The 14,608-nt window shown below is 61.5% G+C and carries 19 protein-coding genes and 2 tRNA genes; 9 read left to right on the forward strand and 12 right to left on the reverse strand.

What is annotated here, in order from left to right; all coding sequences use genetic code 11:
* Positions 1 to 15 precede the first annotated feature (15 nt).
* From ABAC460_RS30360 to ABAC460_RS30375, 4 genes are all read right to left on the reverse strand, one after another.
* Complete coding sequence (locus ABAC460_RS30360; protein ID WP_023452383.1) at positions 16 to 1,248, reverse strand: TadE/TadG family type IV pilus assembly protein; 1,233 nt, start codon at positions 1,246 to 1,248, stop codon at positions 16 to 18.
* A gap of 74 nt (positions 1,249 to 1,322) precedes the next feature.
* Complete coding sequence (locus tag ABAC460_RS30365) at positions 1,323 to 1,763, reverse strand: hypothetical protein (protein ID WP_023452384.1); 441 nt, start codon at positions 1,761 to 1,763, stop codon at positions 1,323 to 1,325.
* A complete protein-coding gene (locus ABAC460_RS30370; RefSeq protein WP_023452385.1) occupies positions 1,763 to 2,095 on the reverse strand; it encodes a rod-binding protein in 333 nt (110 codons plus the stop codon). Before ABAC460_RS30370 ends, ABAC460_RS30365 begins: the two co-directional genes overlap by 1 nt.
* Before the next feature lie 3 nt (positions 2,096 to 2,098).
* Complete coding sequence (locus ABAC460_RS30375; protein WP_369794077.1) at positions 2,099 to 3,205, reverse strand: flagellar basal body P-ring protein FlgI; 1,107 nt, start codon at positions 3,203 to 3,205, stop codon at positions 2,099 to 2,101.
* A gap of 263 nt (positions 3,206 to 3,468) precedes the next feature.
* Here ABAC460_RS30375 and ABAC460_RS30380 point away from each other — a divergent pair, with 263 nt between their 5' ends.
* The 6 genes from ABAC460_RS30380 (at position 3,469) to ABAC460_RS30405 (ending at position 6,827) form a co-directional block, all read left to right on the forward strand.
* Positions 3,469 to 3,894, forward strand: a complete 426-nt coding sequence (locus ABAC460_RS30380; RefSeq protein ID WP_023452387.1) for a flagellar assembly protein FliX — start codon at positions 3,469 to 3,471, stop codon at positions 3,892 to 3,894.
* 274 nt (positions 3,895 to 4,168) lie between these two features.
* Positions 4,169 to 4,597 (forward strand): RNA polymerase-binding protein DksA, encoded by a 429-nt coding sequence (gene dksA / locus ABAC460_RS30385; protein ID WP_031236461.1) that lies wholly within the window; start codon positions 4,169 to 4,171, stop codon positions 4,595 to 4,597.
* A gap of 39 nt (positions 4,598 to 4,636) precedes the next feature.
* Complete coding sequence (locus ABAC460_RS30390) at positions 4,637 to 4,924, forward strand: hypothetical protein (protein WP_023452389.1); 288 nt, start codon at positions 4,637 to 4,639, stop codon at positions 4,922 to 4,924.
* The gene (locus tag ABAC460_RS30395; protein ID WP_023452390.1) at positions 4,921 to 5,583 is read left to right on the forward strand and encodes a nucleotidyl transferase AbiEii/AbiGii toxin family protein; all 663 of its coding nucleotides are present in this window, start codon (positions 4,921 to 4,923) and stop codon (positions 5,581 to 5,583) included. The genes ABAC460_RS30390 and ABAC460_RS30395 overlap by 4 nt, the downstream gene beginning before the upstream one ends.
* A 54-nt stretch (positions 5,584 to 5,637) precedes the next feature.
* Positions 5,638 to 6,096 (forward strand): DUF6265 family protein, encoded by a 459-nt coding sequence (locus ABAC460_RS30400; protein ID WP_023452391.1) that lies wholly within the window; start codon positions 5,638 to 5,640, stop codon positions 6,094 to 6,096.
* Positions 6,093 to 6,827, forward strand: coding sequence for a 3-keto-disaccharide hydrolase (locus ABAC460_RS30405; protein WP_023452392.1), 735 nt, complete (start codon positions 6,093 to 6,095; stop codon positions 6,825 to 6,827). Before ABAC460_RS30400 ends, ABAC460_RS30405 begins: the two co-directional genes overlap by 4 nt.
* 142 nt (positions 6,828 to 6,969) lie before the next feature.
* On the opposite strand, the gene ABAC460_RS30410 is transcribed toward ABAC460_RS30405, so the two are convergent.
* Positions 6,970 to 7,566 carry an LOG family protein gene (locus tag ABAC460_RS30410; protein ID WP_023452393.1) on the reverse strand — a complete coding sequence of 199 codons (597 nt, stop codon included), beginning with the start codon at positions 7,564 to 7,566 and terminating at the stop codon, positions 6,970 to 6,972.
* Between the two features lie 117 nt (positions 7,567 to 7,683).
* Between ABAC460_RS30410 and ABAC460_RS30415 the strand changes: the two genes are divergently transcribed.
* On the forward strand, positions 7,684 to 8,553 hold the full coding sequence (locus tag ABAC460_RS30415; RefSeq protein WP_023452394.1) for a hypothetical protein: 870 nt from the start codon (positions 7,684 to 7,686) through the stop codon (positions 8,551 to 8,553).
* Between the two features lie 9 nt (positions 8,554 to 8,562).
* On the opposite strand, the gene ABAC460_RS30420 is transcribed toward ABAC460_RS30415, so the two are convergent.
* From ABAC460_RS30420 to ABAC460_RS30435, 4 genes are all read right to left on the reverse strand, one after another.
* Positions 8,563 to 9,201 carry a 2OG-Fe(II) oxygenase gene (locus ABAC460_RS30420; RefSeq protein ID WP_023452395.1) on the reverse strand — a complete coding sequence of 213 codons (639 nt, stop codon included), beginning with the start codon at positions 9,199 to 9,201 and terminating at the stop codon, positions 8,563 to 8,565.
* 52 nt (positions 9,202 to 9,253) lie between these two features.
* Positions 9,254 to 9,481 carry a hypothetical protein gene (locus ABAC460_RS30425; protein ID WP_023452396.1) on the reverse strand — a complete coding sequence of 76 codons (228 nt, stop codon included), beginning with the start codon at positions 9,479 to 9,481 and terminating at the stop codon, positions 9,254 to 9,256.
* A 98-nt stretch (positions 9,482 to 9,579) separates the two neighbouring features.
* Positions 9,580 to 10,368 carry a CatB-related O-acetyltransferase gene (locus ABAC460_RS51115; protein ID WP_023452397.1) on the reverse strand — a complete coding sequence of 263 codons (789 nt, stop codon included), beginning with the start codon at positions 10,366 to 10,368 and terminating at the stop codon, positions 9,580 to 9,582.
* Positions 10,369 to 10,473: 105 nt separating this feature from the next.
* A tRNA-Asn gene (locus ABAC460_RS30435) sits at positions 10,474 to 10,549 on the reverse strand.
* A 313-nt stretch (positions 10,550 to 10,862) separates the two neighbouring features.
* On the opposite strand from ABAC460_RS30435, the gene ABAC460_RS30440 reads away from it, so the two are divergent.
* A complete protein-coding gene (locus ABAC460_RS30440) occupies positions 10,863 to 11,996 on the forward strand; it encodes a methyl-accepting chemotaxis protein (protein WP_023452398.1) in 1,134 nt (377 codons plus the stop codon).
* Here ABAC460_RS30440 and ABAC460_RS30445 read toward each other — a convergent pair.
* The 3 genes from ABAC460_RS30445 to ABAC460_RS30450 form a co-directional block, all read right to left on the reverse strand.
* Entirely contained in the window at positions 11,979 to 12,968 is a 990-nt protein-coding gene (locus tag ABAC460_RS30445; RefSeq protein WP_023452399.1) for a glycerophosphodiester phosphodiesterase family protein, read from the reverse strand. The genes ABAC460_RS30440 and ABAC460_RS30445 overlap by 18 nt on opposite strands.
* 46 nt (positions 12,969 to 13,014) lie before the next feature.
* On the reverse strand, positions 13,015 to 13,437 hold the full coding sequence (locus ABAC460_RS48135) for a MarR family winged helix-turn-helix transcriptional regulator (RefSeq protein WP_023452400.1): 423 nt from the start codon (positions 13,435 to 13,437) through the stop codon (positions 13,015 to 13,017).
* A 150-nt stretch (positions 13,438 to 13,587) separates the two neighbouring features.
* Positions 13,588 to 13,661: transfer RNA gene (locus ABAC460_RS30450), tRNA-Cys, on the reverse strand.
* A 197-nt stretch (positions 13,662 to 13,858) separates the two neighbouring features.
* Here ABAC460_RS30450 and ABAC460_RS30455 point away from each other — a divergent pair.
* Positions 13,859 to 14,488 (forward strand): protein-L-isoaspartate O-methyltransferase family protein, encoded by a 630-nt coding sequence (locus tag ABAC460_RS30455; RefSeq protein WP_023452401.1) that lies wholly within the window; start codon positions 13,859 to 13,861, stop codon positions 14,486 to 14,488.
* Positions 14,489 to 14,608 lie beyond the last annotated feature (120 nt).

A 14,608-nucleotide genomic window follows, 5' to 3' on the forward strand; every position in this document is an offset into this window, starting at 1 on the left:
TTTCCGTGTTCCCTCTTACTTCACCAGCCGCACATTCTTCATGCCGCCGCTGGCCGCCGAGCTGGAACCGCCCATGGGGCCCAAATTCCACGTCGTGTTGTTCAGGATCAGCCGCCACACCACCAGGGTCAGGGCGTCGGACTGCACCCCCGACTTGGCGTTCAGCGTCAGTTCACGCGATGGCAGCCAGATCAGGCCGGTCAGCTTGTTGGCGACGGAATCGTTCAGTACGAACTGGGTCTTGGACAGGCCCGAGGCTTCGTACATCAAAAGGTCCTTATAGGTGCCGCTGGACGGCGCGCTCAGGTCGGCCGAGATGCCGGTGTTGAACTGGATCTTCGACGTGTCGGCGTAATAGAAGGTCACGCCCGTGCCCTTCCAGGTACCACCGTTGACGTTCCAGCCGCCGTTCTTGATGACATAGACCCCAGGGGCGAAATTGACCGTCGCCGAGGAATTGTTGAAATTGAACCAGCCGCAATAGACGCCCGGAGTCAGGTTCTGGGTGGCGGCGCTGTAGTTCTGGTTGGAAAAGGTACAGGTCGACGAGGCCGGGGTCGGCAGGGTGCCGGCATAGGGATCGCCCAGAGCCGCGCAGCCGGTGACCAGGTTGGGCACGGTCACCGAATTCTTGATGACATTGGTGCCCTGGACGCACAGCTTCTTGAAGTTCAGCGTGCTGCCGGAGTTGAAGATGGCGGCCGGGTTGCCCGTCGACTTGACGTGGATTTCGCACGTCGGCGCCTGGACATTGGCGCCGCTGTTGACCAGGAGCGCCTGGCTGCCGCTGGGGTCCAGCACATAGATACACGGCGCGCCCGACGGTGTGGTGACGGTCGTGCCCTGGGCCACCGACTTGACGCTGACCCTGAGGTCACCCAGGCCCAGCAGCTTCATGAAATAGGTCGGGCTGTCGAGACTGGCCGTGCCGGTGAGGGTGGTTGTCACGTAGGAGGACGATGACGCCGAGGATGAGGCGACGGAACTGCCGTAGGACTGCGAGGCCCCGTCCAGTTCATCGGCGACGTTCTGCTTGAAGGCATTGCTGGCCGACGTTCCCATCTGGCTGGAGGCGCGCACCCCGGTCAGGACAGCAGCGTCCAGGGCGGCCTGCATGTTGTGGCGCAGGTTGGAGGCGTTGAACAGATCCAGGGCGCCGCCGCCCGATGCGATGACCAGGACGGCCGCCAGACCATAGATCATGGCGACATTGCCGCGCTTGTCGCGCCAGAAACTCGTGTTCTTCATCAACAGATACCGGTTATTTCTTTCGAATATCGGATATCGGTGTGAAAATGCCGTTAAATCGGACGGTTAACCGGTCAGGCGAGGCGGCCGTAGCTCAGAGACTGCGGTCCGGCGTCGCTGGTACGGCCCCGCGCGCCGTAGGTTGTGGCCTGGTTGCGGATCTTGTTGAGGTCTTCGGCGACGGCGGCGATAATGCCTTCGGTGACCGTCTTGGCGGCATTTACCGCATGCTCATAGCGATGCAGACGCTCCTGAAAGACCACGGTAGCGGCGCGCAGGGAGGTCTTGTCATCGGGCGTCATGCCGCCCAGAAGCGACGGATCCGCCTTGATGCGCGCGGTTTCCAGCCGGTACAGGTTGGAGAGCTGGCGGGTCTCTTCGATGCGGTCATGCAGGTCCTGGGGACGGTGGGCTTCCAGTACTTCGATCTCGTGGGCCAGGCGGTCACCCAGACGCAGGGTCAGGGCCAGAAGCTGGCGGGCGCGGTCGGAACCGTTTTGCGCGGACAGAGCCATCAGAGCGAGCCTTCCTGAAGTTTGATCAATTGCTTTTGCATCATATCGGAGATGCCGATGCCGCCGCGATCGGTGATGTTTTGCGCCATGGCGTCGATCTGGAATGAACGCATGGCGGCTTCGCCCTCGCCGCCGCCGAACGGGCCGTCGGTCGTCAGGCCTTCGAACATCGGCTTGAGCAGGTTCGACAGAACCATGGACTCGAAATCGGCGCCGAGTTTGGCGTTTTGATCAGCCTGGGCCGTATGGACCCGGCCGGTCAGACGGGTTTCGCCGGCGGCGCTGGCCTGGCTCTGGGCGGACTGAAGGGTGAGGAGGGCTGAGGTGTCCATGGGTTACATCACCTGAATGTCGGCTTGGAGAGCGCCCGAGGCCTTGATGGCCTGCAGGATCGAGATCATGTCGCGCGGGCTGACGCCCAGGGCATTGAGGCCGGCGACCAGATCCGAGAGGGTCGAACCCCCGCCGAGCTGCAGAAGCTGCTTGCCCTTTTCCTCCTCGACGCTGATGTCGGTGGCCGGGATGGTCGTGGTCTGGCCTTGTGAGAAGGGCGCGGGCTGGCTGACGTCAGGGCGCTCGTCGACGCGGATGGTCAGATTGCCCTGAGCGATGGCGACGCGGGAGATGCGGACGTTCTCACCCATGACGATGACGCCGTTGACTTCGTCGATGATCACCTTGGCCGGGACGTCGATCTCAACGGGCAGGGGCTCGATCATCGTCACGAAGTTCATCATGCTCTGCCCGGCCGGCGGGCGGATGGCGACGACCGACGGGTTTTCGGCGACCGCCGTGCCGGGATATTGCGAGGTGATGGCGGCGGCGATGCGCTGGGCCGTGGTAAAGTCCGGGTTGCGCAAGGTCAGGCGCACGACCGACTGGCTGTTGAAATCGAAGGCGGTCTGGCGCTCGATAATGCCACCGGAGGAAATCCGGCCGGCGGTCGGCACGCCCTTGGTGACCGAAGAGCCCGAGGCTCCGCCGGCTGAAACCGAACCGGTCTGGACGGTGCCCTGGGCTACGGCATAGGCTTCACCGTCGGCACCGATCAGCGGCGTCACTAGAAGCGTGCCGCCCAGCAGGCTCTTGGCGTCGCCCATGGCCGAGACCGTAATGTCCAGGCGCGACCCCGGGGCGGCAAAAGGGGGCAGTTCGGCGGTGACCATGACGGCGGCGGCATTCTTGGTGTTCAGGTTGGCATCACGGACATTGACCCCCAGCCGCTCCATCATGGCTTCCATGCTTTGTTTCAGCATGGGCGAGTTGCGGACTGTGTCGCCGGTACCGTTCAACCCGACCACGATACCGTAGCCGACCAGCTGGTTGCCGCGCACGCCTTCGACCTCGACGACATCCTTGATGCGTGAAGTGGCCTGGGCGCCGTTCGCCACCGCCAGGCCCATCAGGATGGCCGCAAAAGCCAGTTTCCACATCGTGTGCATCATTCACTCGCCGGTTAACCACGTAAGTGGCTGTCCATAAGCGATTTTCGTGCCACGATTTCCCGCGTGAAAAGCTGTTAAGAGTCAGGTGTTTGCCGGAAGGTGATTTTCGGCGAAGCGAAAGAGGGGAAATTCTTGCCGAGCCGTTAAGGCTTCGCTTACCCTCATGCGGCAATATTGGCCTATAACCGGCAGTACGCCCGGTTTCCGACGCAGAATTCGCGCCATGCTTTCTTCTATACGGCCCAATTCAAAGGTGCGTCATGAGCTTCAGGATCAATTCGGCAACCGGCATGAATATCCCCGCCGCGACGGGTGGCCCCAGGCGCGCCGGTGGCGATTTTTCGATGTCCAAGGCCGGTGAGGCGCCCAAGTCGGCCGCCACGGCCCAGGCCTCCGCGGCCTTCGGCATGGTGGGTATGGATGCTCTGCTGGCCCTGCAGGGCGAAGAGGATGTCCTGACCGGCCGCCGTCGCCGTCAGATCAAGCGCTCGCGCGACATGCTGGATGCCCTGGACGACCTGAAGGTCAGTGTTCTGTCGGGCGATATCAATGACGAAGCCCTGCTTCGGCTGCAATCGCTCATCGCTCAGCACCGCGAGGACCTGGATGACGACCGTCTCCAGGGCGTGCTGAACGAGATCGAAACCCGGGCCTTTGTCGAGCTGGCCAAGCGTAAGCTGATGTAAACGGCGCCGAGAGTTTCTTAACAGCGAGCGACGGCTCGCCGCGCATCGTTGCGCGAGCCCCGCGGCGCTTGAGCGCTTAAATGTTGCAAAAACTTCAATAATCTCGCAGCGCAGCAAAAGAAAATTCACTTCACAGGGTTATCATGCGGCACTATAAGCCGCCCACATCCGGGCGGCGGTACGGGTGGTATTGTTTTTGCTTGAGTATCCGAGAGATGTGCCCTTCGGCGCATTTTCGGGGTTTGGTGTTCGATTTCAGGGGTCCGACAAGCTTATGCCGTCAATAGATGTGCCGGAACTGGCCACTAGCTACCGTCCTTCCGAGGACGAAGAATATATGAATGCCCGTCAGCTGGCCTACTACCGCGCCAAGCTGAACGCCTGGAAGGATGAGATCCTCCGCGGCGCCAAGGAAACGGTCAATATCATGCAGAAGGAAACGGAGAACCACCCGGACCTGGTGGACCGTGCGTCTTCCGAATCGGACCGGGCGCTGGAACTGCGCACCCGCGACCGCCAGCGCAAGCTGATCTCCAAGATCGACGAAGCCATTTCGCGCATCGACGACGGTTCCTACGGCTATTGCGAAGAGACCGGCGAGCCGATCGGCCTGGGCCGTCTGGAAGCCCGTCCGACCGCGACCCTGTCGATCGAGGCCCAGGAACGCCACGAGCGCTCCGAGCGCGTTCACCGCGACGACTGAGCCGTAGCGCCCCTCGCGGCGTTCCGCTATAAGTCCGTCATGGATATGGCGCTGATAACGGCTCTTGCCGCCAAATATATCTGGTGGAAACCCGCTGATGAAGCGGCGCGCACGCCTTACCGTGTCATCGCCCAGGTGATGGATATCGGCGAATATAACGATGTCCAGAAGCTCATCGCGGCGATAGGCCCGGAACCCTTCTGCGAAGTCCTTCGCCGCGCGGAGCCGGGGCAGTTGAATGCCCGCTCCTGGCACTATTGGCACTATCGCCTGCACATGGCGGAAATCGACCATGTGCCGCCTTTACCGCAGCGCCGGTTGGCATGACCACCTTCCATCCGAGAACGCACGTCCTGCCGGCTGCCCAGCGGGCGCTTTGGTCACAACTTGCACCTCTGGTGGAGATGGGGTTTGTGCTTTACGGGGGCACGGCTGTCGCCTTGCGGTTAGGTCATCGTGTATCCGTTGATTTTGATTTTTTCCATGACCAACCGCTTGACGGCAGCCGGTTGCGCCAGGCGTGCGCGTTTCTGACCGAGGCGCGCGTCTTGCAGGATCAGCCGGACAACCTCACAGTCCTGGTGCCGGGGGAAGCCTGGGTGAAGGTGTCCTTCCTCGCACCGATTCGGTTCGGCCGGGTGTCTGCGCCGGAAAAGACAGCTGACGGAACTCTTGTCGTTGCTTCAGCGGAGGACCTGCTGGCGACCAAACTCAAGGTCATTCTGCAGCGTGCGGAAGCCAAGGACTATCGTGACATTTCGGCTATGCTGTCCGCGGGCACTGATCTGGCTCACGGCTTGGCCGCAGCAAGCACCTTGTTCGCGCCGACCTTTCAACCCAGCGAAAGCCTTAAGGCGTTGACCTTCTTCGGAGAGGGGGACCTGGGAGACCTCGAGCCCGCTGTACGGCACGTCCTTATTGATCAGGCCAGAAGGGTCGGTCCCTTGCCGGAAGTTGCGATCGTGAGCCGGAAACTGGCCTTGTGATCTTGAGCTTGCGGTGTCGACGTGACAGGATCAGCAAAACGGCGAGGAAGCGACATGATCATCCGGGCAACGATCGCCATGATTTTCCTGACAGTGTCACCCGCCTTTGCAGGTGACGTCTCCAACCTCAACTGGCTCGCCGGCTGCTGGGTGCAGAAGGCGAGGGGGATGACCGTCGAGGAAACCTGGCTGGCGCCGTCCGGCGGCGCCCTTCTGGGAGTCGGGCGAACCGTCCGTGACAGCGACGGAACCTTGCGTAATTACGAATTCATGAAGATTGATTCGCCGGATGGCGTCCTGACCTTCACCGCCGATCCCTCCGGCCAGAACCGCGCCGGCTTTGCAGTGAAGACCCAGACGGCCGATGAAATCGTATTCGAGAACCCCGAGCATGACTTCCCGCAACAGGTGGTCTACCGTAAGGCGGCTACCGGCCTGCACGCCCACATTTCGGGCGTGATCGACGGCCAGACCAGGATCATCAATTTCGACTATGAACGGTGCCAGCCATGAAAAAGCTTATGATTCTCGGACTGTGGGCTGTCGCGACCGCCGCTTGCGCCCAAAGCGACTATGACAAGTCCAGGGCGACCGAGGTCTACACGCCGGTGCCGAAAGCCGTCGACACCACCGGTCCGATGCCGTCGGATGCCATCGTGCTGTTTGATGGCAAAAATCTCGACGCCTGGGATGCGGTCAATGGCGGCGCGGCCAAGTGGACGCTGGGCGACGGGGCCGTGGAGGTAACCAAAGGGACGGGTGATATCCGTACCAAGCAGAATTTCTGCGACGTGCAACTGCATGTCGAATGGATGACGCCGGCGGTGCCGGCTGAAAACGCTCCCACTGGCCAGGGGCGCAACAACAGCGGAGTGTTCCTGCAGGAACGCTACGAGGTCCAGGTGCTCGACTCGTATCAGGCCGACACCTATGTCAACGGTCAGGCCGGTTCGGTCTACAAGCAGTCGGTGCCGTTGGTGAACGCATCGCGGCCGCCGCTGACCTGGCAGACCTATGACATCGTCTACAAGGCGCCGAAGTTCGATGCCGCGGGCAAGGTCAGCGAAAAGGCGCGTATTACGGTCCTGCATAACGGTGTGGTGGTGCAGAACGCTTTTGACATTGAAGGCCCGACGGCGTGGATCGGTCATCCACCGTACGAAAAACACGACTGCGCCCCGATCCGCTTGCAGGACCACGGCAACCCGGTGCGCTTCCGTAATATCTGGGTACGCCCGCTCTAAAAAGACTGTTCGTAAACTCCGCCGGCCTGGCCTGCAAAGTGCCGTTTTCTGCGCTTCCGGTGCTCACGTACTTGAGTACGCTCCGCTCCGGTTCTCGAAACCAGCCCTTTTCGGCTCAGCCCGACGGCTTTCCAAACACTCTTTAAACCACCTTACGCGTATCGATATCCAGGTCGACCGAGATCAGGACGGCAATGGCCGGCAGGACCTCTTCAACCGTATCGACGCTGTGATAGGTGTTGCGGAAGCTGACCGGCGTGAACTGGGTCTTCAGAGTATGCTCGATCAGGGTGAAGAACGGATCCCAGAAACCGTTCACATTCAGGAAGATGACCGGCTTCTTGTGCAGGTCAAGCCGCCGCCAGGACATCAGCTCGATGGCCTCTTCCAGCGTGCCGACGCCGCCGGGCAGGACGATGAAGGCGTCCGATTCCTCGAACATCATCATCTTGCGTTCGTGCATATTGGTGACGACACGGGTTTCAACATCGTCATAGAGGATTTCGCGGCTGCGCAGAAACTGCGGCATGATGCCCAGGACCTTGCCGCCGGCATCATGAACAGCGCGCGCGGTCTCACCCATCAGTCCGACACCGCCGCCGCCATAGACCAGGCGCAGATCGGCACCGGCCAGGACCTGACCCAGGTCCAGCGCGGCCTGGCGATAGGCGGGGTCGTCGCCGAAGGATGAGCCGCAGAACACACACACGGATTTGATATTGGATTTGGACAGGGGCATTGTCATTGCTACCTCGTTACACACCAGTTTAACTTGCTTCGTTTTTTTTGCACAAGCGATATCTAAACCTGTAAAACGGCAAAACGAAAAGGGAATACGGCGACTTAAGTGAAAAGATTGGCTGTCATACACGCAAGCGCGGTTGCCGCACTTCTCCTGAGCCTGGCGGCCTGCCAGCCGGCCCGGCCCGGCGCGGAGGACGCGGCGACGGCCGAATTGCGCGCCAAGGGCTATGCGCGGGCGCCTGAAATCACCTCGGTCGTCGAGGAAGGCACGACCTTCGTCGTCTATGGCGTGGCCAATAAAGGCGGACGCGTCAATCTGAAGTACCTCGGCGCCAATGATGCCGGCCTCACCCTGAACGCCAGCATCGGCGGTGAAGTGGACAAGGAAGGGGTATTTCGAATCCCCGAAGTGCCGGTCGGGCCGCACGGCGGCCTGTACGACCTTCTCGCCACGGACTCACCGCGCAGCCAGCGTGAGTCCGAGGTGCCGGCCGACACCTCGGCGTTTCCGACCGATCTGCCCTCCGATGAGCGCGGACGTTGGCTCCATGCCGAGGGCAAGCTGTTCGTGCCGCGCGGACATCCGGAAAAGGCTGTGGTTCTGCGCGCCGGTGTCGCCGGGCGTCCGGTCTCGGTGCAAAACCAGATCATTGCCGAAGTCGATTACGACGGGAGGGGCGGCATCGCCGTCGCCGGCCGTGTGGCGCCAGACATAACCGTCAATCTGGTGGTGGGTGGTGTCATGATCGGCCGCAGCCAAAGTGATGCCGACGGCCGCTACCAGGTTCTCGGACAGATCAGCGCGCCGGGGGAGGCAGAGGTCGTGATGGACATCGAAATCACGACGGAAAAGCAGTCCCAGACGCGCGCCGTGCCGATCTCCCTGCCGCCCGGGGGCGATCGCATTACGCCGATCGAAGGTGGCTGGCGGGTCGACTGGGGGCTGCCCGGTGGCGGCGTGCAGACCTCGGTGGTCTTCTGATACTCCGGTTTACATCATCTCGTCCTGTTTTTGTTTGGTCGACGAGAACAGCTTTTTCAGGAATTCGGTGATGCCGTGACGTTTGGCCTTGCGGGCGACGGCGTCCTCATTGACCAGCCAGGCGATCTGGATAACCCGGCGTTCGCCTTCGAACGGCTTGTGGCCGTGCCACGAATTGTCGAGACGCGGGAAGGCGATGAAGTGACCATATCCGGGATTGACCTCATCGGTTCCGGGACCGTCCTGGTCCGGGCCTTCCAGAAAGCGCAGATTGCCGCCACTGGCGCCTTCGCGGTTGAGGTAGATCAGGGCCGAGGCCAGCTTGTCGGCGCCGTCGGTGTGCGGTCGGCCGTCCTTCAGCGCTGACCACTTGCGCACAGTCACCCAGGACGGCTTGCCGACGAGGTCGACGCCGAGCTTGTCGCCGATGGCCTTCGCGAATTCGGGGCTGCGCACTTCGTCGAGCAGGGTCTTGAAGGCCGGTCCCATCGGAAAATCCTCGGGACGCATAAAGCCGGTCTTGTTGATCTGCGGAAAGTCGCGCTCGATCTCGCCCTCCATCTCGGGCGGCAGGACGCCTGCGCCGATGACATTGCGGAAGGGATAGTCACTGGCCGGGGTGGTGGCGATCGAGTCGTAACGCAGCATGGGAATTACCTTATAAAGACCGCGTCTTATAACACGGCCTTCATGGCAAATCCTAGACCTCCTGCTTGTCTTCGACACGGGCGTCGATGACGGCCGGTTCGTCGGCGGTGGGCTCGTAATAGGTGGCCGTGTCGATGGTCGGCCCCTCCAGGGACGGGGGCGGCATGTTGGTCACCAAAATGGCGGTGACGGCGACCAGAATCAGCGCCATCAGGGCGAGAACGGCCGACGATGCAAAACCGTAGGACGGCAAACGATAGGACAGGGAACGAGCAGACATGGGACGCCTCCACAGCAGGATCTTGAGGCGCAGTGTCGGATAAGGGACGGTAAGTTTGAAATCGGACGCCGCCGGCGAAAATGCAAAGCGGCGATGCGTCAGGCTTCCACAGCCGCCTGCTGAATGGCTTCGACGTCCAGCGCTGTGATCGCGGCGATATTTTCCTGAACCTTGTCGTGGGGCCAGTTCCACCAGGCGATCTCAAGCAGTTTCGCGATGGTCGCTTCGTCGTGGCGGTAGCGCGTGACCTGGGCGGGATTGCCGGCAACGATGGCATAGGGCGGGACATTCGCGGTGACGGTGCTGCCGGCCTCGACGACTGCGCCGTCCCCGATGGTCACGCCGGAGGCGATCACGGCGTCGTCGCCGATCCGGACATCCGAGCCGATGGTGACGCCGTCGGCGGATGGATCGCCCTGGTTGATAACGACGCCGGTGCCGATGTGGCTGTACCGGCCAATGGTCAGTCCCGACCGGCCTTCATTGCGAACCGAGGGGACGCCACGGGTATATTCTCCGATGTTCCAGCCATGGGTGAGTATCTGTTCTTCCAGAGCCCGTTCGGTCCAGTCCTGTCCGTCGTCCATGCCCGGGGTGATGGTTTCGAGGTGCAGGATGAGCGGTTGTTCGCTGAACCGGTGCTGGCCCGACATCCAGATGCGTGAATTCACCCGGTTGACCGTGTCGAAGCAGAGGCTCATCTGGCCGGACTCGTGGTAGAAACACAACTGGCCCAGATCATCCAGCAGCCAGGACGCCTCGTTCGGATGGCTGTAACCTTCGATCCGTCCGTCGGGCAGGAGGCGCACGGGGGCGGCGATGGGGTTGCGCCGGTCGGTTCCATACCGCCAGGTCCGGCTCATCAACTGATTGCGCGTAAATCCCATCTCAATATCCTCAATATCGGCAGAGGCTTCGGTCCTATATTGCCGCATACCCGCTCACCCATGGCGAAGGGCGCGCAAACATTTATGATGTCTGGAAGAAAAGCCTGGCTCCCCGAACAGGACTCGAACCTGTGACAAGTCGATTAACAGTCGACTGCTCTACCAACTGAGCTATCGGGGAATGACCTCAGGCCTTGGCAAGGCGCGCCCTATAGCAAGGGTTCGAGGGCCATGGCAAGCCTGAAAGACATTTTTTCACAACAAATCGTCGCCGGGCCTTTCAGGCACAAAAAAAGCCCGAACATCCGCCCGGGCTCTTGAGTTTGGTGATGGTGGGTGTCTTCAAAAAAGCAAAGACAACGCCGTTATTGCGGGCTTCGGGTTAATGAAGCGTAAATTCTCTTGGTTGGCGAAAAATAAACAGGGGGAAGATGCATTCATGACTAATTAACTCGGCGCGGACGAAGGTCGCCAAAACGATAGAGGAATTCGCCGTGAGCCTTTCTGCGCAACTGTCCCGCGTCCGCATCCTTTTGGCCGCCGTCACCGTGGGCTCCGTGGCTCTGGCGGCTCTGGCGGCGTTTCCGTTCAAGCTGATCAGCCTTCTGGCGGCCCTTGCTGTTACCGTTATTGCCATTGTCGGTCTGATCCTGACCGGCAAACTGTCGGGCCAGGCCGACACTCTGGATCGTGATATTGATTCGCTGCGCAACCGCGCCGCGGCCCAGGCCGAGCGCGATGAAGAGGCGGCCCAGATGGCGGCGGCCCTGGACGATGAACGGCGGACGTCTTTGCAGTCCCTGGCCGCGCAACTGGAACAGCAGGTATCCAGCCTGATCGAAGCCCTGACGCGGTCGTCCCACGCCATGACCTCATCCGCCGAACATATGAGCCAATCGGCCTTCTCGGCCTCCGAAAGCGCCGGTAAGGTCGCTTCGGTCGCCATCGAAACCTCGCAAAATGCCCAGAAGGTCGCCTCGACCGTCATGGAACTCTCCCAGACGGCCAACGAGATCGCCCATTCCACCCACGAATCGTCCCAGGTATCGGCGCGCGCCTCTGCCGAGGCCGAAGCGACCTCGGCGATGATGACGCGTCTGGGCCGCAGCGCCGATGAAATTACGGCCGTGGTCGACATGATCACCTCGATCGCCCAGCAGACCAATCTGCTGGCGCTGAACGCCACGATCGAGGCGGCGCGGGCCGGGGAGCACGGCGCCGGCTTTGCCGTGGTCGCCGCCGAGGTCAAGACCCTGTCGCAGCAGACCGAAAAGGCGACACGCGACATCACGGCCAAGGTCCAGCAGATCCAGGCTGACGCCAACGACGCCCGTACGGCCATCGCCGCCATTGTCGCCACCATCGGTGAACTGCGCGCCGGCGCCGACGACATCGCCCGCTCGGTCGCCGCCCAGCAGATGGCAACGTCGCGAATCGCCGACACGGTGGAAAACCTGGCCGCCGGCTCGCAGAGCGTCGGTGACGACATCGATTCGGTGCGCAACGTCGCCAGCGAAACCGGTCAGGTCGCCAGCGTGGTCTTCGAGGAGGCCAAGTCGGTCAGCGAAGTCTCAGCCTCGCTGCGCCGTGAGGTCAGCAAGTTCCTGACTTCAGTGCGCGCCGCCTGACGTGTTTTTGGCTAGCGGCCCGATCGTCTCGATCGAGTCGGTCGCAACACCCATGCGCCACGACTTGGGTACCTTCGCGTAGTCTTCCGGCGTATTGATGCTGGGCAGGCCGTTGTCGTTTTTCATCGCACCGACGAGGTAGACGTAACTTCCAGCTTTTGCGAAACGTTCCTGCAGGCGGTTGGGATAGCCCCAGGCCAGCCAGGTCAGATTCAGCGGCACATACAGGGTTGTGTTGTGGCAGGCCCTGGGCATGTAGCCGCTCCAGCCCGCGGCGAGATAGCTGAGACCGCAGGACTTCAACGACGGCTTGCTGACGGGTTTGAGCTCCGGGCGTAACTCGGCCAGACGGTTGCCGGGGCGTTCACCGGCAAAGACGTTCAGACGCTGCGGCCGAGCTTGCGGATGGGCTTTGAACCAGACATCCAGCTTTTCGGCTTCGCGCGGATCGTTGCTCTTGATGTTGATCAGAAAGGCCTTGTCCGGAAAGGCACTCAGCACCTCAGACAGGGACGGCATGGCGCCCTTGAACCGGCCGCGGAACGGGTAGGTTTTGCCGCCGTCATGGGTATAGCCATAGCCGATATCTAGCGCCTTCAGTTGCGCTAGGCTGTGGTCGCGGGTGACGCCCATGCCGTCGGTTCGGCAGTCCAGCGTCCAGTCGTGAAACACGGCGAAGTCGCCGTCGGTGGTCGGATGGATATCGATTTCGACGGCATCGGCGCCGGCATCGAACGCCGCCCGCATCGAGGGCAGGGTGTTTTCCAGGAAGTCGTGAGACGGCTTTTCGATCCGCGTGGCCGTGCAGGTATCGCGCGTCAGGCCTTCGCGGTTATAGCGCTGATACATGCCGCGGTGGGCCAGAAGCTGCGGCTGCGTATTTGGCGGAGCCACCAGCCAGGATGCGTTCGCGATATAGAGGCCGGCTGCGATGGCCAGGAAGGTCCCGCCGACGATGTAACGCTTTTTCATGATGCGCTCCCAAGATATGTGTAGCCTAGCTACATATCCTGGACTGTCAAGAGTCGGGCTTGCCCATCAGTTGCTCGAAATTGTCGAGCAGGTCGGCGACGGTTTCGGGTTTCAGTCGCTTCAGCACTGCGCCGATAATGGCCAGCCGTTTGGCATAGACCTGCTGGTACGCAACCTTGCCGGCCTCGCTGAGGCTGAGGCGGACGGCGCGGCGATCCTGGCTGTCCTTGGCGCTGACGATCAGGCCTTGTTTGATCAGGGCGGAGACGGTGCGGCTCATGGTCGGATGGCTGACCATTTCGAACGCCGCCAACTCGGTCAACGGCAGGCCGGGGTGGCTGAAGAGGGTGCTCAGTGTCGAATATTGTGCGCTTGTGATCGAGGAACCTTCGTCAAGGACACGCGCCTGGCGCAGCAGGCGCGTGGCGATGTTCTGAAAACGCGCGGCTATCTCGACTGGATCGTGCAACGCTGTGCCCTAAAGAAATCAAGCAAAGCAAGCCTGACTCCAAATAGCGACCAAGGGAGAGCGCAGCCTGCTTCTTTTGTGTTTTCTGGGCGCCAAGGGGCGAAGCCCCTGAACGCATACTAAAAACCACTTCCTCGCATTGCGAGGAAGTGGAGGCCTGACCCGGAGTCGAACCGGGCTTCACGGATTTGCAATCCGGTGCGTAACCGCTCCGCCATCAGGCCTCACTGGAGCGAAGGGCGATCAGCTATCAGATCGTCCCTGTCATCGCAATTGCTTATATGAAAATTCCTGAGGAATATTTACCAGGATTGCATTTCATCGGACGGTGCAATTTGCAGTGCGGGGCAATTGCAGTCTGACGCGGGCATGCCTATAAGGGGCGCATACGAGTCCGCGTCTTTTTTCGAGAACTGCTCCCATGGATTTCCACGCCGCCCGTCAGAACATGGTCGAATCCCAGGTCCGGGTCAACGACGTCACCGACACGCCGCTGCAACTGGCCATGCGCCACATCGCGCGCGAACGTCTGTGCGCACCGTCTCAGGCCTTTGCCGCCTATGGCGATGTCGAGGTCGCCGTCGCGCCGGGCCGTGTGCTGATGGCGCCGCGCGATGTCTCCAAGCTGCTGCAGTCGGCGCACCCACGCGCCGGTGAAACCGCCCTGGCCATTGCCGCCCCCTATGCCGCCGCCGTACTGGCCCATGCCGGTCTCAATGTCACCGTTCAGGAAGCCGATCCGCGCGCCATGGCGGTTGTCGAGCCCTATCTCAAGGAACTGGGCGTCAAGACCGAAACGGCCGATCTGAAAACGCCCGCGGGCAAGGACTATGACGTCATCATCGTCGAAGGTGCCGTCGCTGAGCTGCCAGCCGCCTGGCTGAAGGCGCTGAAGCCAGGCGGCCGTCTGGCCGTCGTGCTGAAGGACAGCAAGATCGGCCGCGCTCGTCTCTATATCCGCCTGGATTCAGGTTTCTCGGAACGCGAAGTCTTTGATTCGTCGCCCTCGACCCTGCCGGGATTCGCGCGGACGCCCAGTTTCGAGTTCTAAAGCCTCATGCCAAATAGTGTGCAGCACTTTTTGGATAAACATGAGGCGCCGCTGATGACATATTTGCGCCATCGCCGCGGTAGAGTGATGCAACCATGCGACGCCTGGCACATTAGATAC

The sequence above is a fragment of the Asticcacaulis sp. AC460 genome, assembly GCF_000495795.1.
Taxonomy (GTDB): domain Bacteria; phylum Pseudomonadota; class Alphaproteobacteria; order Caulobacterales; family Caulobacteraceae; genus Asticcacaulis.